Annotated in this window: 24 protein-coding genes; 17 read left to right on the top strand and 7 right to left on the bottom strand. The window is 66.1% G+C overall.

Going from position 1 to position 22,446, the window contains the following annotated elements; genetic code table 11:
• Positions 1-72: 72 nt before the first annotated feature.
• The 4 genes from WFK36_RS17555 (at position 73) to WFK36_RS17540 (ending at position 4,581) form a co-directional block, all read left to right on the top strand.
• Positions 73-1,449, top strand: a complete 1,377-nt coding sequence (locus tag WFK36_RS17555; protein WP_336793230.1) for a cell division protein PerM — start codon at positions 73-75, stop codon at positions 1,447-1,449.
• Between the two features lie 187 nt (positions 1,450-1,636).
• Entirely contained in the window at positions 1,637-2,269 is a 633-nt protein-coding gene (purN, locus tag WFK36_RS17550) for a phosphoribosylglycinamide formyltransferase (protein WP_336793229.1), read from the top strand.
• The gene (purH, locus tag WFK36_RS17545) at positions 2,266-3,831 is read left to right on the top strand and encodes a bifunctional phosphoribosylaminoimidazolecarboxamide formyltransferase/IMP cyclohydrolase (protein ID WP_336793228.1); all 1,566 of its coding nucleotides are present in this window, start codon (positions 2,266-2,268) and stop codon (positions 3,829-3,831) included. Before purN ends, purH begins: the two co-directional genes overlap by 4 nt.
• Positions 3,832-3,834: 3 nt before the next feature.
• Positions 3,835-4,581: a sulfite exporter TauE/SafE family protein gene (locus WFK36_RS17540; RefSeq protein WP_336793226.1), complete on the top strand. Its 747-nt coding sequence runs from the start codon at positions 3,835-3,837 to the stop codon at positions 4,579-4,581.
• Positions 4,582-4,610: 29 nt separating this feature from the next.
• Here WFK36_RS17540 and WFK36_RS17535 read toward each other — a convergent pair whose 3' ends face one another.
• Genes WFK36_RS17535 through WFK36_RS17525 form a run of 3 tightly spaced genes read right to left on the bottom strand, consistent with a single transcriptional unit; the run spans position 4,611 to position 6,645 of the window.
• A complete protein-coding gene (locus tag WFK36_RS17535) occupies positions 4,611-5,330 on the bottom strand; it encodes a hypothetical protein (protein WP_336793225.1) in 720 nt (239 codons plus the stop codon).
• Positions 5,327-6,262 carry an ABC transporter ATP-binding protein gene (locus WFK36_RS17530; protein ID WP_336793224.1) on the bottom strand — a complete coding sequence of 312 codons (936 nt, stop codon included), beginning with the start codon at positions 6,260-6,262 and terminating at the stop codon, positions 5,327-5,329. Before WFK36_RS17530 ends, WFK36_RS17535 begins: the two co-directional genes overlap by 4 nt.
• Positions 6,259-6,645, bottom strand: a complete 387-nt coding sequence (locus WFK36_RS17525) for a GntR family transcriptional regulator (protein WP_336793222.1) — start codon at positions 6,643-6,645, stop codon at positions 6,259-6,261. The genes WFK36_RS17530 and WFK36_RS17525 overlap by 4 nt, the downstream gene beginning before the upstream one ends.
• Positions 6,646-6,739: 94 nt before the next feature.
• Between WFK36_RS17525 and WFK36_RS17520 the strand changes: the two genes are divergently transcribed.
• The 10 genes from WFK36_RS17520 (at position 6,740) to WFK36_RS17475 (ending at position 15,948) form a co-directional block, all read left to right on the top strand.
• Complete coding sequence (locus tag WFK36_RS17520; RefSeq protein WP_336793220.1) at positions 6,740-7,120, top strand: YchJ family protein; 381 nt, start codon at positions 6,740-6,742, stop codon at positions 7,118-7,120.
• 84 nt (positions 7,121-7,204) lie between these two features.
• The gene (locus WFK36_RS17515) at positions 7,205-7,558 is read left to right on the top strand and encodes an ArsR/SmtB family transcription factor (protein WP_336793219.1); all 354 of its coding nucleotides are present in this window, start codon (positions 7,205-7,207) and stop codon (positions 7,556-7,558) included.
• The gene (locus WFK36_RS17510; RefSeq protein ID WP_336793218.1) at positions 7,555-8,046 is read left to right on the top strand and encodes an SRPBCC domain-containing protein; all 492 of its coding nucleotides are present in this window, start codon (positions 7,555-7,557) and stop codon (positions 8,044-8,046) included. The genes WFK36_RS17515 and WFK36_RS17510 overlap by 4 nt, the downstream gene beginning before the upstream one ends.
• Complete coding sequence (locus WFK36_RS17505) at positions 8,043-8,612, top strand: maleylpyruvate isomerase family mycothiol-dependent enzyme (RefSeq protein ID WP_336793216.1); 570 nt, start codon at positions 8,043-8,045, stop codon at positions 8,610-8,612. The genes WFK36_RS17510 and WFK36_RS17505 overlap by 4 nt, the downstream gene beginning before the upstream one ends.
• A 215-nt stretch (positions 8,613-8,827) precedes the next feature.
• Complete coding sequence (locus WFK36_RS17500; RefSeq protein ID WP_419717512.1) at positions 8,828-9,652, top strand: ABC transporter permease; 825 nt, start codon at positions 8,828-8,830, stop codon at positions 9,650-9,652.
• A gap of 5 nt (positions 9,653-9,657) precedes the next feature.
• Positions 9,658-10,704, top strand: a complete 1,047-nt coding sequence (locus WFK36_RS17495) for a taurine ABC transporter substrate-binding protein (RefSeq protein ID WP_336793215.1) — start codon at positions 9,658-9,660, stop codon at positions 10,702-10,704.
• A complete protein-coding gene (locus WFK36_RS17490) occupies positions 10,685-11,509 on the top strand; it encodes an ABC transporter ATP-binding protein (RefSeq protein WP_336793214.1) in 825 nt (274 codons plus the stop codon). Before WFK36_RS17495 ends, WFK36_RS17490 begins: the two co-directional genes overlap by 20 nt.
• A 28-nt stretch (positions 11,510-11,537) precedes the next feature.
• Entirely contained in the window at positions 11,538-12,509 is a 972-nt protein-coding gene (locus tag WFK36_RS17485) for a TauD/TfdA dioxygenase family protein (RefSeq protein WP_008379029.1), read from the top strand.
• A gap of 39 nt (positions 12,510-12,548) precedes the next feature.
• Entirely contained in the window at positions 12,549-13,988 is a 1,440-nt protein-coding gene (locus WFK36_RS17480; protein ID WP_008379027.1) for a magnesium chelatase ATPase subunit I, read from the top strand.
• Complete coding sequence (locus tag WFK36_RS17475; RefSeq protein ID WP_336793212.1) at positions 13,978-15,948, top strand: VWA domain-containing protein; 1,971 nt, start codon at positions 13,978-13,980, stop codon at positions 15,946-15,948. Before WFK36_RS17480 ends, WFK36_RS17475 begins: the two co-directional genes overlap by 11 nt.
• A gap of 2 nt (positions 15,949-15,950) precedes the next feature.
• Here the strand turns inward: WFK36_RS17475 and WFK36_RS17470 are convergent, their stop codons facing one another.
• Genes WFK36_RS17470 through WFK36_RS17460 form a run of 3 tightly spaced genes read right to left on the bottom strand, consistent with a single transcriptional unit; the run spans position 15,951 to position 19,344 of the window.
• A complete protein-coding gene (locus WFK36_RS17470; protein ID WP_336793211.1) occupies positions 15,951-16,793 on the bottom strand; it encodes a transglutaminase family protein in 843 nt (280 codons plus the stop codon).
• Positions 16,790-17,746, bottom strand: a complete 957-nt coding sequence (locus WFK36_RS17465) for an alpha-E domain-containing protein (protein WP_040519971.1) — start codon at positions 17,744-17,746, stop codon at positions 16,790-16,792. Before WFK36_RS17465 ends, WFK36_RS17470 begins: the two co-directional genes overlap by 4 nt.
• Entirely contained in the window at positions 17,743-19,344 is a 1,602-nt protein-coding gene (locus tag WFK36_RS17460; RefSeq protein ID WP_419717508.1) for a circularly permuted type 2 ATP-grasp protein, read from the bottom strand. The genes WFK36_RS17465 and WFK36_RS17460 overlap by 4 nt, the downstream gene beginning before the upstream one ends.
• A gap of 86 nt (positions 19,345-19,430) precedes the next feature.
• On the opposite strand from WFK36_RS17460, the gene mug reads away from it, so the two are divergent.
• Together mug and WFK36_RS17450 are read left to right on the top strand one after the other, a co-directional pair.
• Positions 19,431-19,994 carry a G/U mismatch-specific DNA glycosylase gene (gene mug, locus WFK36_RS17455; RefSeq protein ID WP_336793210.1) on the top strand — a complete coding sequence of 188 codons (564 nt, stop codon included), beginning with the start codon at positions 19,431-19,433 and terminating at the stop codon, positions 19,992-19,994.
• Positions 19,995-20,031: 37 nt separating this feature from the next.
• Positions 20,032-21,009: an endonuclease/exonuclease/phosphatase family protein gene (locus tag WFK36_RS17450; RefSeq protein WP_336793209.1), complete on the top strand. Its 978-nt coding sequence runs from the start codon at positions 20,032-20,034 to the stop codon at positions 21,007-21,009.
• Here the strand turns inward: WFK36_RS17450 and WFK36_RS17445 are convergent.
• Entirely contained in the window at positions 20,987-21,919 is a 933-nt protein-coding gene (locus WFK36_RS17445) for an AEC family transporter (RefSeq protein ID WP_336793207.1), read from the bottom strand. The two genes, WFK36_RS17450 and WFK36_RS17445, sit on opposite strands and share 23 nt — an antisense overlap.
• A 173-nt stretch (positions 21,920-22,092) precedes the next feature.
• Between WFK36_RS17445 and rpmF the strand changes: the two genes are divergently transcribed.
• A complete protein-coding gene (gene rpmF / locus WFK36_RS17440) occupies positions 22,093-22,266 on the top strand; it encodes a 50S ribosomal protein L32 (RefSeq protein WP_008379013.1) in 174 nt (57 codons plus the stop codon).
• Positions 22,267-22,446 lie beyond the last annotated feature (180 nt).

Genomic DNA, 22,446 nt, shown 5'->3' with positions numbered 1-22,446 from the left:
GACCGCGTGAGTCCAACGCCGAACTCTCTGGCCGCCCGCCTCCGGCAGGTGCGCCTCACTCGTCGTGCCGACGTGACCCCACGGAAGGCAGCGACGTGGGATCTGGTGAAGGTCGCGCTGCTGTCCCCGATGATCACCGTGATCGTGATCGCGGTGATCATCGGGATCATTCGCCTTCTCGCGGGCGACGGTCTGTCGGGTCTCGGCTCCGCCGTCGCTGCGGGATGGCTCGCGGTGAACCAGGTGCCCGTCACGATCGGCGGCGTCACTCTGGGAATCCTTCCGCTCCTGCCGACCCTGCTCGCGGCCGCCGGAACGGTGAAAGTCGTCGCCGAAGGCGCCTCGACTGCCCGTGAACTCCCTGATCTGATCGGCATCGCCGGCGCCGCGCTCGGCGGTTCGATGCTCGTCACCACGCTGTCCCTTGCGGTGATCGCCGACGGTTCCGCGGTGACGCCGATCGGGCAACCCGATTCACTGCAGGCGTTCGGCTACACGTTGCTGGTCCAGGGAGTGGCGGTCCTGGTCGGCGTCGCCATCCCGAGCTTGAAGCCGATCCTCACCGAGTTCGCGGTTCCGGCCACCGAGCGCGTCGGAGCGCGCGGTGGTCTGATCGCGTTCGGCCTGTTCATCGCGGGCGGCGCGGCCATGGTGTTCGCGGGGATCATCGCGCACTGGGGCGCGATGAGGACGATGATCGACGACGGAAACACCGTCGACGGCTATCTCGGGCTCACCGTGCTCTCCGTGCTGTACCTGCCCAACATGATCGTCGGTGCCACGGCGATCAGCACCGGGGCGAGCGCCCAACTCGGGACCACCGTGCTCGACGCATTCGACGTCGCGCGCGGTGAGGTCCCGCCATTGCCGGTCACCGCTGCGCTCCCCGAGACGAGCATCGGACCGCTCGGTGCGTTCGTCTTCATGATCCCGCTGATCGCCGGTGCGGTTCTCGGCTGGTACTGCCGCAGCGACGACCCCGTCCGTCACCTTCGAGCTGTCGGCATCGGAGCAGCCGTCGCGGCCGCGCTGATGGTCGCCGCCGCGTGGGTGTCCGGCGGTCGCCTCGGCGAACTCGGCCATTCCGGTGTCAACGTGCCGACCGCCGGTGTCTACACCTTCGCTTGGCTCGCGCTCGGCGGAGGTCTGGTCGTCGCAGTCCTCTGGCTCGCCGACGGTGGGTTCGCCGGTCGTCGACGAGCGGCCGAAGAGGTCGGCGACGACCTCGACGATTGGTTCGACGTCCCCGAATCAGGCTCGGTCGACAGCGCTGATGCAGGCGATGCGTCCGTCGACGATGCTCCCGATCTTGCCGGTCGGGAAGCAGCCGATGAGGCCGACGACGATGCGGCTCTCGCCGATGACACGTCGACGCCGGGCACGGATGCCACCGAGGCGCCCGCCTTCGGCACTGATCCACTCACTGAGACCGACCCGGGGAAGCACTGACTTCCGACTCGGTTACTCGAGGAACAAATCTATGATATGAGTCACCTCTGGCAAGTTCGTGTGTTCGATGGCCTGATGCCGGCTGTCGTCACGTGCGCTCAGTCGATCAGAGACCTCCGACAGCGCTGCGTATGCAGAGGTGGGGCGGAAGGCGACGTGGTCTGCAACACGCCTTAGACTCGTTCCTGTGACAGGCCCCCAGGACGCATCGCGCACCGAGAAGTCGCCCGTTGTGGTCCTCGCCTCCGGAACCGGCTCGCTCTTCGCGTCGATTCTCGAGCATGCGAGCCGGCCCGACGCATCGTTCACCGTGGTCGGCGCAGTCGTCGACAGGGACTGTGCGGCCGTCGGCATCGCCGACGCCGCGGGAATCCCAGTCATCCGGTGCCGACTGAAAGACCACCCGGACCGTGCTGCGTGGGACGCCGCACTCGCCGCCGACGTCGCGAACATGAGTCCGGAATGGGTTGTGACCGCGGGTTTCATGAAGATTCTCGGTCCCGCGTTCCTCAACCGATTCGGTGGGACGATCGTCAACTCGCACCCAGCCCTGCTGCCCGCCTTCCCCGGCGCGCACGGAGTCGCCGACGCGCTCGCGTACGGCGTCAAAGTCACCGGCACCACCGTCCACCTCGTCGACGACGGCGTGGACACCGGCCCGATCCTGGCTCAACGAATCGTCGAGGTTCGCCCCGACGACACCGAGGCCTCCCTGCACGAACGCATCAAAATCGTCGAACGCGCTCTGCTGCCAGAAGTAGTGGACGCGCTTGCCGCCCGTGGCGTTGTCACCGATGGACGAAAGGCACACCTCAAGTGAACGCAACTGCAGATCGCCGCGCCGTGCGGCGCGCACTGGTCAGCGTCTACGACAAGACAGGACTGACCGAACTCGCGACCGCGCTGCACGCAGCAGGCGTGGAGATCGTGTCGACCGGCTCCACTGCGAAGACGATCGCCGGTGCGGGCGTCCCCGTCATCGAGGTCAGCGAACTGACGGGCTTCCCCGAATGCCTCGAAGGCCGCGTCAAGACCCTGCACCCGCGCGTGCACGCAGGCGTTCTCGCGGACACCCGCAAGGACGATCACCTCCGGCAGCTCGACGAACTCGGTATCGCGCCGTTCGAGCTGGTGGTGGTGAACCTGTACCCGTTCACTGAGACCGTCGCGTCCGGTGCGACTCCGGACGAGTGCGTCGAGCAGATCGACATCGGCGGTCCGTCGATGGTCCGCGCGGCGGCGAAGAACCACCCGTCAGTCGGCGTCGTCGTCGACCCGTCCGACTACTCGAAGGTCACCGAAGTGGTCGCCGCTGGCGGCTTCACGCTCGCCGAGCGCAAGGCCCTCGCCGCCAAGGCGTTCCGTCACACCGCCGACTACGACGTCGCGGTCGCCTCGTGGATGAGCAGCGTCGTCGCCCCCGATCCCGAGTCCGACTTCCCGGTGTGGGCCGGTGCGACGTGGGAGCGCGCCGACGTGCTCCGTTACGGTGAGAATCCGCACCAGGCCGCGGCCCTGTACACCTCGACGAACGGTCCGGCAGGCCTCGCGCAAGCCGAGCAGCTGCACGGCAAGGCCATGTCGTTCAACAACTTCACCGACGGTGACGCCGCCTGGCGTGCCGCGTACGACCACGCCGATCCGGCCGTCGCGATCATCAAGCACGCGAACCCCTGCGGAATCGCCGTGGGCGCCGACATCGCCGAAGCGCACCGGCGTGCGCACGCCTGCGACCCGGTCAGCGCCTACGGTGGCGTCATCGCCGCCAATCGCGAGGTGAGCGTCGAGATGGCCGAGCAGGTCGCGGACATCTTCACCGAGGTGATCATCGCGCCGTCGTACGCCGAGGGCGCAGTCGAGGTCCTCTCCCGCAAGAAGAACGTCCGGATCCTCGTCGCCGAGGCCCCGAGCGAGAAGGTCGCCGAGATCCGGCCGGTGTCCGGTGGAATCCTCCTCCAGCAGCGCGACGTGATCGACGCCGAAGGCGACGACCCCGCCAACTGGACGCTCGCCGCGGGCGATGCCGCCGACGAGAAGACTCTCGCCGACCTGGTGTTCGCGTGGCGAGCCTGCCGTGCGGTCAAGTCGAACGCGATCCTGCTGGCCGCCGACGGTGCGTCGGTCGGTGTCGGCATGGGCCAGGTGAACCGAGTGGACTCTGCACACCTCGCGGTGAACCGCGCGGGTGATCGCGCGAAGGGCTCCGTCGGTGCGTCCGACGCGTTCTTCCCGTTCCCGGACGGTCTGCAGGTGCTGCTCGACGCCGGTGTCCGGGCCGTCGTTCAGCCGGGCGGGTCGATCCGCGACAACGAGGTCATCGAGGCTGCCAAGGCCGCGGGCGTGACCATGTACCTCACCGGATCGCGCCACTTCGCGCACTGATCGATGACGCCCGCCGACTTGGTGCTCCTCGTCGGGGCGGGCTTCGCCGCCGGGCTCGTCGGATACGTGACGGGCCTGGCGTCGATCATCAGTTATCCGGCGCTTCTGATCGTCGGGTTGTCGCCGCTCGCCGCCAACGTCACCAACACGGTGGCGATGGTGGCCGTCGGCGTCGGGAGTTTCGCCAAGTCCGGTCGTGAGCTCATCGACTACGTGGGACGACGCTCTCTCGCTGCCAGCGGCGGCGCGGCCCTCGCCGGGGGAGTCGTCGGTGCGATCCTGCTGCTGTCCGCGCCCGACTCGGTGTTCGCCGTCGTGGTGCCGTACCTCGTGGCGTTCGCATCGATTGCGCTGCTCGTCCAGCCGAAGTTGCGGACCTGGATCACGAGTGGCGCCGACCAGCCGGTGGCGTGGCTGATCGGCGTCTTCGCCGTCTCCGTGTACGGCGGATACTTCGGTGCGGGCGCTGGCGTTGCCTTCGTCGCCCTCGCGCTCCTCGTCACGTCGGTGCCGCTGCCGAAGGCCATGATCTACAAGTCGGCGCTGTTGGGCCTCGCGAATGCGGTCGCCGCGGTCGGTTTCATATTCTTCGGTCCCGTTCAGTGGCCCGCCGCACTGGCGATGGGCGCCGGATGCCTCGTCGGCGGATGGGCCGGTCCGCCAGTGGTGGAGAGGCTTCCGGTGACCCCGTTGCGCATCACCATCGGTGTCGCCGGGCTCGGACTCGCGGTCTGGCTGGCCGTCTCGTAGAACTGACCCGGATGGTCGGTTCTACGAGATCAGGGGATCGCACGTCGGATCGTCACGTACGACAACCCGGCGAGTACGGCGTCAATGGCCACGATCAGGCCTGCTGCTTCCAGCGGACGCAGGTCGGCGAGCCAGCGACCGACGGCGGGCCACTCGTCGGCGAAGCTGATGGCGAACGCCGCGACCAGAATTGCCAGTGCGATGCCGATGCCGGTTGCGATCAGCCACACCAAGCCGAACCTCTTGTACAGGGTTGACGCCCAGAACCCGATGGTGAACGCCAGCATGGCGATCGTGAAGTACAGGATCATCGCCGCGATCGGTCCAGAGTCCCAGATCCACGGCAGATAGAAGAAGTAGGCGTCGAAGCCCCACCCGTCGGTTGCCCGTTCTATGCCGCCGCCGACGATGAAAGCCGCGGTGAGTGTCAGGGAGGTGATGCACGCCGTCGCGAAGGTGCCGATGAAGAACTCGCGCCTGCTGATGCTCAAGGCCTGTGAGAACGGGAACGTGAACGACAGCGCCTGGACACCGATCACGAGGAAATACCAGAGCGGAGCCTGCGATCCGCCGCTGTACATGGGATCGGTGCGATCACTCGTCGAAAAGGCGACGATTCCGTGGATGGCCATCGTGATGGCGAAGGAGGCGGCGAGGATCAACAGCGGCATCCACACGAAGGTCTGCTTGTTGATCAACTGCATGCGGATCACCTTGCCGGTGCGCAGAGTTGCGGTCGCGGTGGTCATCGGAGTGCTCCTTTCGCGTGCGCTCGACTGGGAGCGCCCGGCGTCGTGCGGGTGGTGTCCGCGTGTTGGGTGAAGCGAACGATGAGTTCTTGGAGTGACACCGGTGCGGTGTTCAGATTCAACTCGTCGATGCGGCGGAGGTCGGCGACGTCGAGCGCGCCGAGGACTGTTGCCGATGCGATGGAGCCGAGCCGTTCGCGGTGGAGTTCTTCGCGTCCGGCGACGAACTCGTCGACCGCGCTCTCCGCGCCGATCACCGTGACCGCTCGACCTCGCAGGTCGTCGGCGTCCTCATCGAGGACGATCGATCCGTCATCGACCACGAGGACTCGTTCGATCAGGTCGGAGATCTCGTCGATCAGGTGGCTGGACAGCACCACGGTGCGGGGATGCTCGGCGTAGTCGGCCAGCAGGCGGTCGTAGAAGATCTGCCGTGCGACGGCGTCGAGGCCGAGGTACGGCTCGTCGAAGAAGGTGATCTCCGCGCGCGATGCGAGCCCGATGATGACGCCGACCGCGGACAACTGGCCGCGTGACAACTTCTTGATCCGGGTCTTGCACGGCAGACGGAACTCGTCGATGAGTCGCGTGGCGAGGTCGTCGTCCCAATTGGGGAAGAACAGTTTCGCGGCGGCGAAGGCATGGGATGGCCGGGCGTCGTCCGGGTACTTCTGGCCCTCGCGGACGAAGCAGATCCGGGAGAGGACGCCCGGGTTCTCGTAGGGGTCTTCGCCGAAGATCCGGGCGTCGCCCGCCGTCGCGAAATTCTGTGCGGTGAGGATCGACATGAGCGTCGTCTTGCCTGCGCCGTTGCGTCCGAACAGGCCGCATATCGTGTTCGCCGGGATGTCGAAATCGACGGAGTCCAGAACCGTGTTGTCGCCGTAGCGCTTGGTGAGGCCGCGTGCGCTGACTGCCGTCGTGTTCGTCATGTCGGGTCTCCTTCGGGTGCGGTGGTGTGGGGTGCGCGGTCGCGGATGAGGGCGACGAGGTCGTCTGGTTGGAGCCCGAGCCTGCGGGCCTCGCCGAGCAACGGTTCGATGAATCGGTCGGCGAACGCCTGCTGACGTTCGCGTCGGAGCGTGTCGCGGGCGCCGGTGGCGACGAACATGCCGACGCCGCGCTGCTTGTAGAGGATTCCCTTGTCGACCAGCATGTTCACGCCTTTCGCTGCTGTTGCGGGGTTGATCCGGTGGAAGGCGGCCAGTTCGTTCGTCGACGGCGCGCGGGTCTCCTCCGCGAGGGTTCCGTCGATGATCGAGTCGGCCACACTGTCCGCGATCTGCTGGAAGAGGGCCCGTCCGTCGTCGATCATGGGCGCCTCCTGTTCTTTGGTTAGTTACTTGACTAACTAACCATGGCACCGGGGGTGCCGAGTGTCAAGGGATTCGTCATGTCAGGGTGGAGCCGTGAATGAGCGACGATGTCCGTGCGGCAGTGGTGAGACCCTGGCCGCATGCTGCGGCCGATTCCTGTCCGGTGGGGTCGCGCCGACCGCTGAAGTCCTGATGAGAAGCCGATTCACGGCGTTCGCCGTCGGTGATCGTGAGTATCTGCTCGACACGTGGCATCCGTCGACTCGCCCATTGTCGGTGGACCTCGACGAGGGGACGCGCTGGCTGCATCTGGAGATCGTCGACGTCGTCGACGGTTCGCTGTTCGATGACGCAGGGATCGTGGAGTTCACTGCGGTCTATCGCGATGCCGACGGCAGGGGTGACATGACCGAGCGCAGCACATTCGAACGTGTCGACGGACGGTGGCTCTACGTGTCTGGTGTTCATCGCTGAATCTTCATCAACCAAATGGTTGACAATGACGTGGAAGAGGCGTGTACTAGTGATCAACCGGATGGTTGAACAAGGAGGTCGGTGATGTCGGATGATCAGCTCTCGCGAGTGTTCTCGGCACTCGCCGATCCGACTCGACGCGACATGGTAGCCCGGTTGACCACGGCAGATGCCACCGTGAACGAACTGGCTGAGCCGTACAACGTGAGTCTGCAGGCGGTGTCCAAGCATCTGAAGGTGCTCGAGGACGCAGGTCTGGTGACTCGAACCCGCGACGCCCAGCGTCGTCCAGTCCACCTGGAAGCGGAGGTGTTCGACCTGATGACCAAATGGATCGAACGTTATCGGCAGCAGGCGGAGTCGCGGTATCGGCGACTGGACGCGCTGCTCGCCGAGATAAACCCACGGACCGACTCGTCACAGGAGAACGCATCATGACCACCACCGCTCAGGCCGCCATCGAGGCCGACAAGGACCTGCCCGTCATCCGCATCACGCGCGACTTCGCCGCCACCCCCGCGCAGCTGCTCGCTGCTCACCTCGACCCCGACCTGTTCGCCCGGTGGGTCGGACCCGACGGGATGGACACCCGGATCGTCGTGTGGGATGCGCGAGACGGCGGAGAATGGCGTTACGTCGCAGGTAGGGATGGCGAAGAGTACGGATTCCGAGGATGTTTTCACCGCATCGGCGCCGACACGATCGTCCAGACGTTCACCTTCGAAGGCATGCCGGAGGACGTCTCCCTCGAAACACTGCGCTTCGAGGATCTCGGCGACGGACGTACCCGCCTGCACGCGCAGTCGTTGGTCGACAGCTTCGAGGGGCGCGACGCGTGGTTGGCGTCGGGCATGGAGACCGGAGTCGATCAGGGCTATGCCAAGCTCGACGCGATGCTCGACGCCGGGGAGGTGACGGGCGCATGACCGCACTCGCCTCCGCGGCGCCCGCGGACCGCCATCGCATCGTCGCCGACGGGTTCGCTGCCGAGATCGCGGCAACAACGGACTGGGACGCGCCGGCACCCGTCGACGGATGGGCCGCGCGCGACGTCGTCCGGCATCTCGTTGAGTGGTTCCCCGCGTTTCTCGAGGCCGGGGGAGTGGAGTTGCCCGCCGTCGCATCGGTCGACGACGACCCCTCGACTGCATGGTCCGCGCGATCGGAGGCCATCCAGGACATCCTCGAATCCAGTGACGCCGCACGGGACTTCACCCATCCGCGGCTGGGGACCATGCCGCTCGAGCTGGCTGTCGATCAGTTCTACTCCGCTGACGTGTTCATGCACACGTGGGACCTCGCGCAGGCCGGCGGGCGTCGTCCGGCGATGGACCCGGAGTTCGCCGCGGCGCTCCTCGCCGGGATGCATCCGATCGAGGAGATGCTCCGCGGCTCCGGACAGTACGGTCCCGCATTTCCGACACCTGACGAATCTGATCCTGTCGTGTCCCTTGCCGCCTTCATCGGCAGAGATCCGTCGTTCGTCGCCTGAACACGTCCGACTTCGGCGGCGTTTCCCCTGTTTGTCGGGGTGAGACGTCGCCAAAGTTGTCTCCAGAGTGTGCCGTCATACGTGATGAGGTCGCGACCTGGGAAGCTTGCGAGTCCTTAACACCACGCTGATCGCAAGGCTGGGCCGCTCCACGTCGGTCAGCCATTCTTTCTCGGGTGAGTACAACACAGACCGACGTCGACGCCCCGTCGCCGATCGACGACGAGACAACCGAGCCGAGAGGCTTGTGGCGGCATCCGGCCTTCGTGAAGGTCGGGTTGCCCGTCCTGTCTGCGGCACTGTTCGCAGTCCTGTGGCAGGTCGCCGCATCGAGCGGCATCTGGTCGGCGACGTTCGTCCCCAGCATCGGGTCGATCTGGAAAGCGTTCGTCGACATGTCGACCACGCACGACGGGGTCCGCGGCTACGGCGGGTATCTCCTGTGGGAGCACCTGTACATGACTCTCCGACGAGTGCTGCTCGGTGTGACCGTCGGTGTGGTCCTGGGTGTGCTGCTCGGCCTCTCGATGGGCGTGGTCCCGTGGTTCCGTGCGCTCGTGGAGCCGTGGCTCACGTTCCTGCGCGCACTGCCGCCGCTGGCCTACTTCTTCCTGCTGGTGATCTGGCTCGGCATCGACGAGGCGCCCAAGGTGACGTTGCTCGCGCTGGCGGCACTGCCGCCGGCCGCAGTCGCGACCACCTCTGCCGTCGCCGCGACCCCGATCGCATTCGTGGAGGCGGCCAGGGCGCTCGGAGCGAATCGCCTCCAAGTGCTGCGTGACGTGGTGATCCCGTCGGCGCTGCCCGAGACGTTCACCGGCATCCGACTGTCCGTCGGCATCGCCTACTCCTCCGTGGTGGCGGCCGAACTCTTCAACGGAATCCCGGGCATCGGAGGCGTCGTCAAAGACGCCAGCAACTACAACAACACCCCTGCGGTCCTGGTCGGCATCCTTGCCATCGGGCTCTCGGGACTGGTGATCGACGGAATCCTGCGCGTCATCGAACGACGTGCAGTGCCATGGCGCGGAAAGGCGTGACAGATATGAGTACGACCAGCTTCAAGACGAGGCTTCTCGCAGCAGTGGTGGCCGTCGCGGCCGTGGCCGGCCTGTCCGCCTGCGCGATCAGCGACGGAACCGACTCCAGCAAGCCGACCATCCGGCTCGCCTACCAGTCGTTCCCCAGTGGCGACCTCATCGTCAAGAACAACCGCTGGCTCGAAGACGCACTGCCCGATTACAACATCGCATGGACCAAGTTCGACTCCGGCGCCGACGTGAACACGGCTTTTGTCGCAGGCAAGATCGACTTCGGCGCAATCGGGTCGAGCCCCGTCGCGCGCGGACTGTCTGATCCGCTCCGCATCGACTACAAGGTCGCGTTTGTGCTCGACGTCGCAGGTGACAACGAGGCCCTCGTCGCCCGCAACGGCAGCGGCGTGAACAGCGTCGCGGACCTGAAGGGCAAGCGAGTCGCGACGGCGTTCGCGTCCACCGCGCACTACTCGCTCCTCGCGGCACTGCGACAGGCGAACGTCGACCCGGCATCGGTCGACCTCATCGACCTGCAGCCGCAGGCCTCACTCGCCGCGTGGCAGCGGGGGGACGTCGACGCCGTGTACACCTGGCTCCCCACGCTCGACGAACTCCGCAAGGACGGGAAGACGTTGATCACCAGCCGCGAGATCGCAACGGCAGGCAAGCCGACCCTCGACCTCGGCGTGGTCTCCGGGTCGTTCGCGAAAGATCACCCCGAGGTGGTCGACACCTGGCGCAAGATCCAGGCGCGGGCGCTGCGCCTGATCCACTCCGACCCCGCAGCCGCGGCCAAGGCGATCGCCGCGCAACTCGGAACCACCGAGGAGGACGCCGCCGCGCAGCTCAAGCAGGGCACGTACCTGACGCCCGAGGAGATCGCATCAGCGGAATGGCTCGGCACCGACGGTAAGCCCGGCCGTCTGGCGTTCAACCTGTTCAGCGCGGCGCAGTTCCTCGTCGACCAGAAGCAGATTCCGACCGCGCCGAGCGAGCAGGAGTTCGGCAACGCCCTGTACACGAAGGGATTGCCCGATGTCCTCGCTGACAAGTAGGAAAGCGCCCGCTCCGACCGTGCTCGCCGACTCGACACCGGACGTCGGACGCGTCGAGATTCGAAACCTGGAACGCCGATTCGGAACCGGAGCCGACCGGATCACCGCGCTCGGACCGATCGACCTGGACATCGCGCCGGGAGAATTCCTCGTCCTGGTCGGTGCATCCGGATCAGGGAAGTCCACGCTCCTCCGGCAGGTGGCGGGGTTCGACTCGCCGACCAAGGGCACGGTCGCCATCGATGGCAGAGCGCCACACGCCGGTCGAACCGCGGGAGTCGTGTTCCAGCAGCCGCGCCTGTTCCCGTGGCGGACAGTTCGCGGCAACGTCGAACTGGCACTCGGATACGCCGGAGTCGCACGGTCCGAACGGCACGCCAAGGCCGACGAACTCCTCGCGAGAGTCGGACTCGAAGGCACCGCGAAGCGGCGCGTGTGGGAGATCTCCGGCGGTCAGCAGCAGCGTGTCGCCATCGCACGTGCCCTCGCAGTCGAGACGCCCGTCCTGCTGATGGACGAGCCGTTCGCCGCACTCGATGCACTGACGCGTGAACGACTCCAAGACGACGTCCGGCTGGTCAGCGCCACCACCGGACGCACCACGATCTTCGTCACGCACAGTGCGGAGGAGGCGGCGTTCCTCGGCACCCGCATCGTCGTCCTGTCGAAGCGGCCGGGCCAGGTGGTGGCCGACATCGCCTCGCCTCTGGCGCGCGACGCCAAACCGGAACACGTCCGCGACTCGCTTGAATTCTCTGCGCTTCGCCAAGAGATCTCGACAGCGGTCAAGTCCGCCGCGCAGTGACCATCACAGACACCGAAAGGAACCTCCCATGACCGCATCGATCAACGGCTCCGCTCCGACCACGACGCGAGCTTCCGACAACATCTCGTCGGGTGTCGAGTTCGACATCACTCCGATCGGCCCGACACACGGCGCCCGAATCTCCGGTTTCGACATCGCCACCGCGTCCGACTCCCAGATCGCCGCGCTGCGCATCGCGCTCGCCGAACACAAGGTCCTCGTGCTGAACGACCAGCACCTCGACGACGACCAGCACGTCCGTTTCGCCGCACGAATCGGTGATCTCACCGCCGGGCATCCGGTGTGGGACAGCGGCGCCGACCTGCCTGCCGAGGTGTACTCGCTGGACAGCACCGACAACGGGTTCGCAGACGTCTGGCACACCGACGTCACGTTCATGCCGCGTCCGCCTGCCGCGTCCATCCTTCGTCCGCTGGTGCTCCCTCAACTCGGCGGCGACACCAACTGGGCCGACGGCGAAGCCGCATACGCGTCGTTGTCGTCGCCGATGCAGCGGCTCGCCGACGAACTCGTCGCCGTCCACGACGGCAACCGGGAGTTCGGCTACTACCTGCGCCATCGCCGATCAGGCAAGGGCAACGTGTGGGACGGAGAAGAGGTCACCGGCCTGCGTCCGGTGCGGCATCCCGTCGTCCGAATCCACCCGGTCACCGGACGGAAGGCGCTGTTCGTGAACCCCGGATTCACCTCGCACATCGCGGGCGTCTCCGAGGCGGAGAGCCGTGGACTGCTCGACGCGTTCTACGGGCATCTGACCAAGCCCGAGCACATCGTGCGGCACAGCTGGAGCCTCGGCGACGTGGTCCTGTGGGACAACCGGAGCACTGCCCACTACGCGAACCGCGACTACTCGCAGCGACGCATCATGCACCGCGTGACCCTTCGCGGCGACCGTCCGGTGGGACCACAGGGCCATGTCGAGCCGTTCGGTGACGAATCGGGCCACTGGTGGGCCGCGGAGTCGAAGTCCGTCGGCTGAGCCGAACCTCGAGAACCGACCACGGGTAACGTGGGTCACGTGGCAGATTCCAGCAATCCTCCCCAGATCCACACCCTCGGCGAGCTGCGCGCGTCAGATCACATCGAACGCGATGTGCGGGACGAGATCAGGCACAACCTCCTCGCCGCACTGCGCAACGGAGACGACCCGTGGCCGGGTGTCGTCGGCTTCGACGACACCGTGATCCCGCAGCTCGAACGGGCCCTGATCGCGGGGCACGACGTAGTCATGCTCGGCGAACGCGGCCAGGGCAAGACGCGTCTGCTCCGTACTCTTGTCGGACTCCTCGATGAGTGGACACCCGTCATCGACGGCTCCGACCTGGACGAGCATCCGTTCTCGCCGATCCTGCCGGAGTCGATCCGGCGGTCGGACGAACTGGGCGACGCGTTGCCCGTCGCGTGGCGGCACCGCACCGAGCGGTACCGCGAGAAGCTCGCTACTCCCGACACATCGGTGGCCGACCTCGTCGGCGACATCGACCCGATGAAGGTGGCCGCGGGGCGCAGCCTCGGCGACCCGGAGACCATTCACTTCGGGCTGATCCCGCGGTCGCACCGTGGCATCATCGCCATCAACGAACTCCCCGATCTCGCCGAACGCATTCAGGTCTCGATGCTGAACGTGATGGAGGAGCGCGACGTCCAGGTGCGCGGCTACAGCCTGCGTCTGCCGCTCGATGTCCTCGTCACCGCCAGCGCGAATCCGGAGGACTACACGAACCGCGGTCGCATCATCACGCCGCTCAAAGACCGGTTCGGCGCCGAGATCCGCACCCACTACCCACTCGACCTGGACGACGAGATCGACGTGGTCGAGCAAGAAGCCGACCTTGTCGCGAGCGTCCCGACACACCTGATCGAGACGCTCGCCCGGTTCACCCGGTACGCACGTGAACATCCGTCGATCGACCAGCGGTCCGGCGTGTCCGCCCGATTCTCGATCGCGGCCGCAGAGACGGTCGCAGCCGCGGCACTGCACCGCGCCGCGGTGACCGGAGAGGACCTGCCCGTCGCTCGTCCGGTCGACCTGCAGTCGGTGATCGAGGTGCTCCGCGGCAAGATCGAGTTCGAGTCCGGTGAGGAGGGACGCGAACTGGAGATCCTCGACTACCTGCTCCGCAAGTCGGTGGCCGACGTGGTCCGCGCTCATCTCGGCGGGCTCGACATGCGCCCGCTGGTGGCCGCTCTCGAGGCGGGCCATCCGGTCCTGACCGGCGACCGCGTGCCTGCCGTTGAGGTCATCGGTGCGATCGGCGACGACTCCGAGGTCCTGGCCGTCCTCGACGAGATCGCGGCCCGCCTCGACGCCGACGACGACGCCGAACGTGCGAGCGCTCTGGAACTCGCGTTGGAAGGGCTTTTCCTGGCCAGGCGGATCGGGAAGGACGAGGACGAGCAGGGGCGGACGGCGTACTCGGTCGTGGCCGACGACGAACTCGAACGTGATGGCGCGTAACCGATTCCACCGGTCTCGATACGGTCGCTACACCGGCGGACCGGACCCGCTCGCGCCGCCGGTCGACTTGAGGGAGGCGCTCTCGGCGATCGGCGACGACGTCATGCAGGGCGTGTCGCCGGAGCGAGCCATGCGCGAGTTCCTGCGCCGCGGCGGGGCGTCGTCGCGCGGTCTCGACCGGCTCGCCGAGGAGGCGAACCGGCGTCGGCGGGAACTGTTGAAGAATCGGAATCTCGACGGCACGTTCGACGAGATCAGAGAACTCCTCGACTCCGCTGTGCTGGCTGAGCGGAAACAACTCGCTCGTGACCTCGACGACGACGCACGGTTCGCCGAGATGCAGATCGGCAACCTTCCCGCGTCGACGGCGAAGGCCGTGCAGGAGTTGTCGGACTACGACTGGCGCAGCCCGGAGGCGCGTGCCGACTACGAGAAGATCTCGGACCTCCTCGGCCGTGAGGCCCTCGATCAGCGGTTCGCGGGAATGAAGGAGGCACTCGAAGGCGCGACCCCGGAGGACCGGCAGCGGATCACCGACATGCTCGCCGACCTCAACGAGCTGCTCGCGAAGCACAACAACGGGACCGATACGCAGCAGGACTTCGACCAGTTCATGAACGCGCACGGCGAGTTCTTCCCCGAAGGCCCGCGGAACGTCGACGAACTGATCGACGCCCTCGCCAAGCGGTCCGCCGCCGCTCAACAGTTCTTCAACTCGCTCACTCCGGAGCAGCAGGCCGAGCTCGCCGGGCTCTCACAGCAGGCGTTCGGTTCACCGGAGTTGATGAACGCGTTGTCGCAGATGGACGACGCTCTTCGCCAAGCCCGACCCGACCTGAACTGGGGTGGATCGCAGGAGTTCTCCGGCGATCAGTCGATGGGAATGGGTGAGGGGGCGGCAGCGCTGCGGGACATCGCCGAACTCGAAGAACTCGCCGAGCAGCTGTCTCAGTCGTACGCGGGTGCGCAGATGGAGGACATCGACCTGGACGCGCTCGCGCGACAACTCGGCGACGACGCCGCCGTCGACGCGCGGACTCTCACCGACCTCGAGAAGGCCCTGCGGGACCAGGGCTTCTTCCGGCGCGACCCGGACGGTTCGATGAAGCTCAGCCCGAAGGCGATGCGCCGTCTGGGGCAGTCGATCCTGAAGGACGTCGCCGCGCAGTTGTCGTCCCGCGGCGGCGACCGTCGGACCGATCTGGCCGGCCGCCTCGGTGAGCCGACCGGTGCCACCCGGGAGTGGGCGTTCGGCGACACCGAACCCTGGGACGTGACGCGGACGGTCACCAACGCCGTGCTCCGCACGGTCGCCGAGCAGAGCGACCCTACCTCGGGAGTGCAGATCGACGTCCGTGACGTCGAGGTCACTGAGACCGAGGCCCGGACCCAGGCCGCGGTCGTGCTGCTCGTCGACACGTCGTTCTCCATGGTCATGGAGGGCCGGTGGACGCCGATGAAGCGGACGGCGCTCGCGTTGAACCAGCTGATCTCCACCCGCTTCCGGTCCGACGAACTGCATCTCATAGAGTTCGGCAGGCATGCGCGGTCGACGACTGTCGACGAACTCACCGGGCTGGAACCGCGGATGGAGCAGGGCACGAACCTCCATCACGCCCTCCTGCTGGCGCACCGCCATCTGCGGCGGTTCCCGAACGCTCAGCCTGTGGTCCTCATCGTCACCGACGGTGAGCCGACGGCTCATCTCGAGCCGGACGGCGAGGCGTTCTTCTGGTATCCGCCGCACCCCGAGACCATCGGTAAGACGGTCCGTGAACTCGATCACCTGTCGCGGATGGGCACGCAGATCACGTTCTTTCGACTCGGCGACGATCCGGGTCTGGCGAACTTCATCGACCGCGTCGCCCGGCGTATCGGTGGCCGAGTGGTCGCGCCGGAACTCGACGGTCTCGGCGCCGCCGTCGTCGGTGACTACCTGCGTGCGCGTCGTGCCAGATGAGGTCACGCCAGCCGAGTCATGCGAACGCTCACGTCTAGACCTGAGCTGCCGCCGCCGGTGACGATCCCTTTGACAGGAGTGACGTCGGCGTAGTCACGACCGGTGCCCACGACGACATGGTTGGTACCGATCTCGATCGCGTTCGTCGGATCGATGCCACACCACTGACCGGTCCAGGTCTCGATCCAAGCGTGGGACTCGCCGTCTACTGCCTCACCGATCTCCGAGTCGGACCGGGGAAGAAGATACCCGGACACGTAGCGAGCAGGGATTCCCAGGCTCCGGATCATCGACAACGTGATGTGGGCGTAGTCCTGACATACACCTGCGCGCCGGTCCCATGCGTCTGGAGCTGTCGTGTAAACCCCTGTGCTCCCCGGACAGTACGTCATCTTGTCGTGTACGGCGGCGACAACGGCCACGACCGCGTCGGCCGGTGTCAGACCGCTGGTGACGCCCCGTGCGAAGTCGGCCAAGTCATCGGTGAAGGGCGTGTAGTCGGTCGCTGCGAGCATCTCGTCGAAGTCGCCCGCGACGGTGTCCGCATGCAGCGCGGTCCAATCTATCGCGTCGGTGCGAGGCACGGCGTCTGCGGTCTCGACGACGGTGGTGCCTGTCACTTCGAGGCGATCGTGCGGAGTGTGCACATCGAAAGCGGTGACAAAGGTCCCCCAATAGTCGGTGTACCGAAATTGGTGGACTGGAGGTGAGGTGTCGATGTGCGACGCGACGACATTCTGATGGGAGTCGGTGCGAGGGGTGAGTCGGGCTTCGTTGTACGACGACGCGACGGGCGAGGTGTACGTGAACCCGGTGGTGTGGACGACACGGAGTCGGGCAGTCATCGGACCTCCAGAGACAGGCTCGCGTCAGTCCACGAGACGAAGGGTGCAGGGTGGAAGTGCTCCGCCGATATCGACTCGCTGACAGCACGGCACGTGTCTTGCAGAAGGCTGAGATGTGCGGACAGGTCAGCGGTCAGAGTCGACGCGTCGACGAACTCGAGAGAGCTTCGTGCACGCCCCAGGAGCGTCCGAGCTCTGGATTGAGCGCCTACGCGGTCCGGCGTCCGGTCGAGTGCCGCGAGATTGAGTTCCGCCGAACGGAGAGCGTGGAACACCGAACGTGGAAACAGTCGATCCAGCAGGATGAACTCGACGACGCGTTCGGCGTCGAGGCTCCCGCGATGTGTTCGGATGAAGGTGTCCTGCGCGCCGGCCGCGATGAGGACGCTCATCCACGACGCAGCGCCTCCCGCCCCACCGGATCTCGCGTGAAGCATCCGGACGATCATGTCGACGCGCTCGACCGAACGACCGACGAGCAGGTAGCTGTACCCGTCGTCGTGACTGAGGGTTGCGTCGGTCAGTCCGGCGAACATCGCGGTCCTCGCTTTGACATAGCTGAGGAACTCGTGCGGTCCGAGCCTTCTGGCCCGTAGTTCGGCTTCGCCGAGATCGTTGTAGGTAGCGTTCAGGCATTCCCACATCTCGCTGGATATCACTTCGCGCGCACCGCGGGCGTTCTCGCGGGCGGCCCCGATCAGTCCCACGATCGACCTGGGGTCCGATCGGTCGTAGGCGACCTGTTCGGTGAGACTCCACACCGTCCGCTGCCGATCGAGCTCGGGTGTGAAGCCGAGGACCGCGGTGACGTGCTCGACGGCGGACTCCACATCGGTGGTCGGGTCCTCGAGGAGTTGGTGAACGGCGACGTCGAGGATGCGTGACATGTCGTCAGCTCGTTCGGTGTACCTGCCTATCCAGTACAGCGATTCGGCGTTTCGAGAGAGCATCATCGGGAACCTCCGGTACAAGACGACTGCTGTTGCTGGCGCTCCTGTTCGGCGACAATCGGCGCGGAAGCGGACGGCATCGGGCGGAGGAGTTCCAATTGGCCGTCGACAGCGGCTGGTCCAGAAGATGTCGGCTTCGGACGGGTCGCCAGGACCCACGTGTCTTTGGATCCGCCTCCCTGGGACGAGTTGACGACGAGGGAGCCTTCGTTCAGTGCGACCCGCGTCAAACCGCCGGGAAGCACCCACACCGACGAACCGTCGTTGACGGCGAAGGGACGAAGGTCGACGTGCCGCGGTGCGAGTCGATCGTCGATCATCGTCGGGTTGGTCGATAGAGAGATCATCGGCTGAGCGATCCAGCCGCGCGGGTTGGCCCGGATCGCCGCGATCGCGGACTCCCTTTCGGCGGGTGATGCGTCCGGACCGAACACGATTCCGTAGCCGCCGCTGCCTTCGACCGGTTTGACGACGAGCTCATCGATGCGGTCGATCACTTCTTCACGTTCTTCGGGCAGCCAGCACCGAAGGCTCTCCACGTTCCGCAACACGGGCTCTTCACCTAGGTAGTACCGGATGATGTCGGGCACGTAGGTGTATATGAGCTTGTCGTCCGCGACTCCGTTGCCGACGGCGCTTGAGATCACGACGTTGCCTTCACGCGCCGCGTTGACCAGGCCCGCCACACCGAGCATCGAGTCGGGGCGGAACTGCATCGGATCGAGGTAGTCGTCGTCGATGCGTCGGTACACGACGTCGACGCGGGTGTCGCCCGCGGTGGTTCGCATGAAGACCACGTTGTCCCGACAGAACAGGTCACGTCCTTCGACGAGTTCCACGCCCATCTGCCGGGCCAGCAAAGAGTGTTCGAAATAGGCGGAGTTGGCTACGCCTGGGGTGAGCACGACGACGGTCGGGTCAGCGACATTCGACGGCGCCGCCGCCCGAAGAGCTCGCAGGAGATGGCGCGGGTAGTCGCCGACCGCGCGCACGGCGTGGGTCGAGAACAGGTCTGGGAAAATTCGCGCGATGGTTCGCCTGTTCTCCATCACATAGGAGACTCCAGACGGTGAGCGCACATTGTCTTCGAGAACGCGGAGCTCACCCTCCTCGTCGCGGATCAGGTCGATCCCCGCAACGTGGATACGGACTCCGTTCGGCGGCCTGATTCCTGCGGCCTGCCGATGGAAGTGTTCACACGAGTGGATGAGTCTCCGCGGGAGCACACCGTCGGCGAGGATCGCCTGTTCTCCGTACACGTCGTCGAGGAACTTCTCCAACGCCTTCACGCGTTGGGCGACCCCGCGTTCCACGGTCTTCCACTCGGCCGCGTCGATGATCCGGGGAATCGGATCGAGGGGAAGCGGCCGTTCGGTGCCGGAGAGCGTGAAGGTGATCCCCTGGTCTGCCAAGGCCCGATGCAGGGCGTCGAGGCGAGCACGTAAGTCGGACGGTTCAAGTGCCCGCAGAGCACCGTCGATACCGCGGTACGGCGGACGCACGCTTCCGTCGCGTCGATACATCTCGTCCACTGCATCGGCTGTTGGGAGATACGGTGCGACAGGAGTCGGAGCCGTCGAGGACTGCATCGAGGCGTTCATGAACGCATCGTGCTCTCGGAATATTGCGGAAGCAGTCGGAAATGTTGCCGCTGAGTAACCATCCGCACGGTGGTAGTGATAGGTGAGTGAGCTTCTCGCGTTCCGAACTTCTGAGTTACGCCGACACGACCGTCCCCGACCTGATCGGACCCGACTGCCGATTGTTGATCTCCGGCATCAACCCGGGACTGTGGACGGCCGCGACCGGCGCGCACTTCGCGCGGCCGGGCAACCGTTTCTATCCGGCGCTGTACACCGCGGGAATCACGGACCGACTCATCGACGCATCGGCCGGTATGAGCGAGGCCGACGCCCGCGCGCTGACAGACGCCGGTGTCGGGATCACCAACGTCGTCGCGCGCGCGACAGCGAAGGCTTCGGACCTGAGTCGCGACGAACTGGAGGCCGGCGGTCGCAGGCTCGTCCGCACCGTTGAACGAGTGCGTCCACGGGTGCTGGCAGTGCTCGGCGTGACCGCCTATCGATCAGCTTTCAGGGAGTCGAAGGCGGCCGTCGGCGAGCAGGACCGCCACATCGGCGACACGACGATCTGGGTGCTGCCCAACCCGAGCGGACTCAACGCCCACGAGACCGTCGCGACACTCGCGGCCGCGTATCGGAGCGCTGCATGCGCCGCGGGAATTGTCTGATCCGACGCAGATCGGGGATTCTCGGCAGAATGGCCGGATGAGAATGTTCCTCAGGAGAGCTTCTGTCGTAGTCGGAGTCGCCGTGCTGACAACGGCGCTCGTCGCCGTCGGAATCCGGTACTGGCCGGGTGGGAATGTGCCGACGATCGCGGCGGCATCGGTGTCGCCGTACGTGTTCGCGATCGCGATCGTCGTCGCAGCCGCCGCCGTGTTCGCGCTGCGCGGCCGTACACGATGGGTCGGCGGAACGATGGTCGCAGTTGTCGCGGTCTCCGGTGTCGCGGTGCACGCACCTCTCTTCGTATCGGACGACCCGCCGACAGGGGAGGCGCTCACAGTGCTCACCTCGAACATCCAGTTGGGAATGGGCGACATCAGCGAATTGGCGTCTCTCGTCCGGAAGAACGAAGTCGATGTTCTCGCGGTCGAGGAGCTGACCCCGGACGCGGTGCAGCGGATATCCGAGTCGACGATCGCACGGGATCTGCCCTACTCGTTCGTTCGGCCTCGCACGCTGGCCGGTGGAACCGCGATCTACAGCAGGTATGAGCTGTCGGCGCCGGCCTCACTCGACGGCTTCGGGTTGGAGAATCTGACAGCGGTCGTCACGGTGCCGAACGTCGGCGAGGTGCAGGTGTTCGCCGTCCATCCGGTGCCGCCCAGCTTTCCGTCCGATTGGGCGGAGGAGCTCGATCGACTGCGCGCCGCAATCGGATCGGCGCCCTCGGAACGGCCGGTGATCGCGCTCGGCGACTTCAATGCGACCACCGACCACACGCAGTTCCGACGACTCCTGTCCGGTGGGTTCGCCGACGCAGCGGACCTCGCGGGCGCAGGCCTGCTGCCCACCTATCCCACCGACAAGTGGTACCCGCCGGTCGTCGGCATCGATCACGTCCTCCTCCGCGGATTCGGAGCGTCCGCGGTGACGACACACACGATCTCCGGCGCCGATCACCGCGCAGTGCTGGCGACCATAGGCGCGGTTTCGATTACGCGAGCAGCAATGCGATGAGTGCGATGACCGGGATCGACAAGACCGTGGTGATCAGCGCGGTGTCGCGAGCCAGAACAACACCGCGGCCGTACCGGGTGGCGTAGACGAGCACGTTCTGCGCGGTGGGCAGGGCCGCGATGACCACCTGGGCGAACAGATCGTGTCCAGACATGCCGAACATCCACCGGGCGACGACGTACGCGAGTGTGGGCATCACGATCGCCTTGAGGAACGACGCCACGGCGACGTCGCGTCGGGGACTCTCTCCCTTGGCGAAGATCGTGGTGCCGGTCAGGGTGAGGCCGAAAGTCAGGAGCGCGAGCGGCACAGACGCCTGGCCGAGCATGTCCGCGGGTTCGAGAATCGCCTGCGGCGGCGTCCATCCGCTCAACGACAATGCGAGACCGATCACCCCGCCGATCAGGATCGGGTTGCGTAGCGGGACGGCGATGGTCTTCCACACCGACCCGCGATGGGCCGAGTCGAGGGCCGTCAGGTCGAGCGTCGCGAGCGCGATGGGGGAGTAGAACACGATCTGAAACAGCAGGAGAGGCGCGATGAACGAGGCGTCGTCGAGCACGAAGATCGCGATCGGCAGTCCGAGATTGACGCTGTTCACGTACGACGCCGACAGTGCTCCGATCGTCACTTCGGGGATAGGCCGTCTGAGCCAGAAGCGCGCCACGATCAGGTAGATCAGGCCCATCATCAGCGCGGAGACGGACGCGACGGCGAGCGTCGGGGAGAACACCACCGACAGGTCGCTGGTGGCCAGCGAATGCATGAGCAACGCGGGGGTGCAGACGAAGAAGACGAGGCGGGCGAGTGTCGTCGACGCATGGTCGCCGAGAGCCCCCGTCCGCCCCAGGATGTATCCGAGGCCGACGACGAGGAAGATCACCGTGAACCCCGAGATGACGCCAGACACGCGGGCAACACTAGTTCCTGCGACGCGTTTTGCCACAAGGGCTCTCGGCCGGTTAATCTGTTCAGGTTGTGTGCCGCGGACGGATTGCCGTGGATACAGGCGATCAGCGGGTTGTGGCGGGTCGGGAGAGACCCGGACCCATGCCCGCGCCGAACGTGAGGAAGGCGAGAACCATGGCAGTACCGAAGCGCCGGATGTCGCGGGCGAACACCCGTAGCCGTCGTTCGCAGTGGAAGGCGGATAACGTCACCCTGCAGGAAGAGAAGATCAACGGAGTGTCGCAGCGTATGCCGCGTCGCCTGGTCAAGGCTGTCAAGCTTGGCCTGGTCGATCTCGACCGTCGCTGAGCGTAGCTCGCGGCAAACTGAACTACAAAGGCTGCGGCCGGTGGGATCTCCCACCGGCCGCAGCCTTTTGTCGTCACAAAGAAGTCTCGATGCGGTCACGACCCCGATGTCCCGGGTGGCTGCTGCGTAGGTTGGGCACGGAACGAAACCGGAAACTCACGTAACGCAGACACAGTTCGT

The organism is Gordonia malaquae (assembly GCF_037148075.1).
GTDB classification, from domain to species: domain Bacteria; phylum Actinomycetota; class Actinomycetes; order Mycobacteriales; family Mycobacteriaceae; genus Gordonia; species Gordonia malaquae.
Note: the sequence above shows the minus strand (reverse complement) of the source record. Positions and strands in the feature narration are given on the sequence as shown.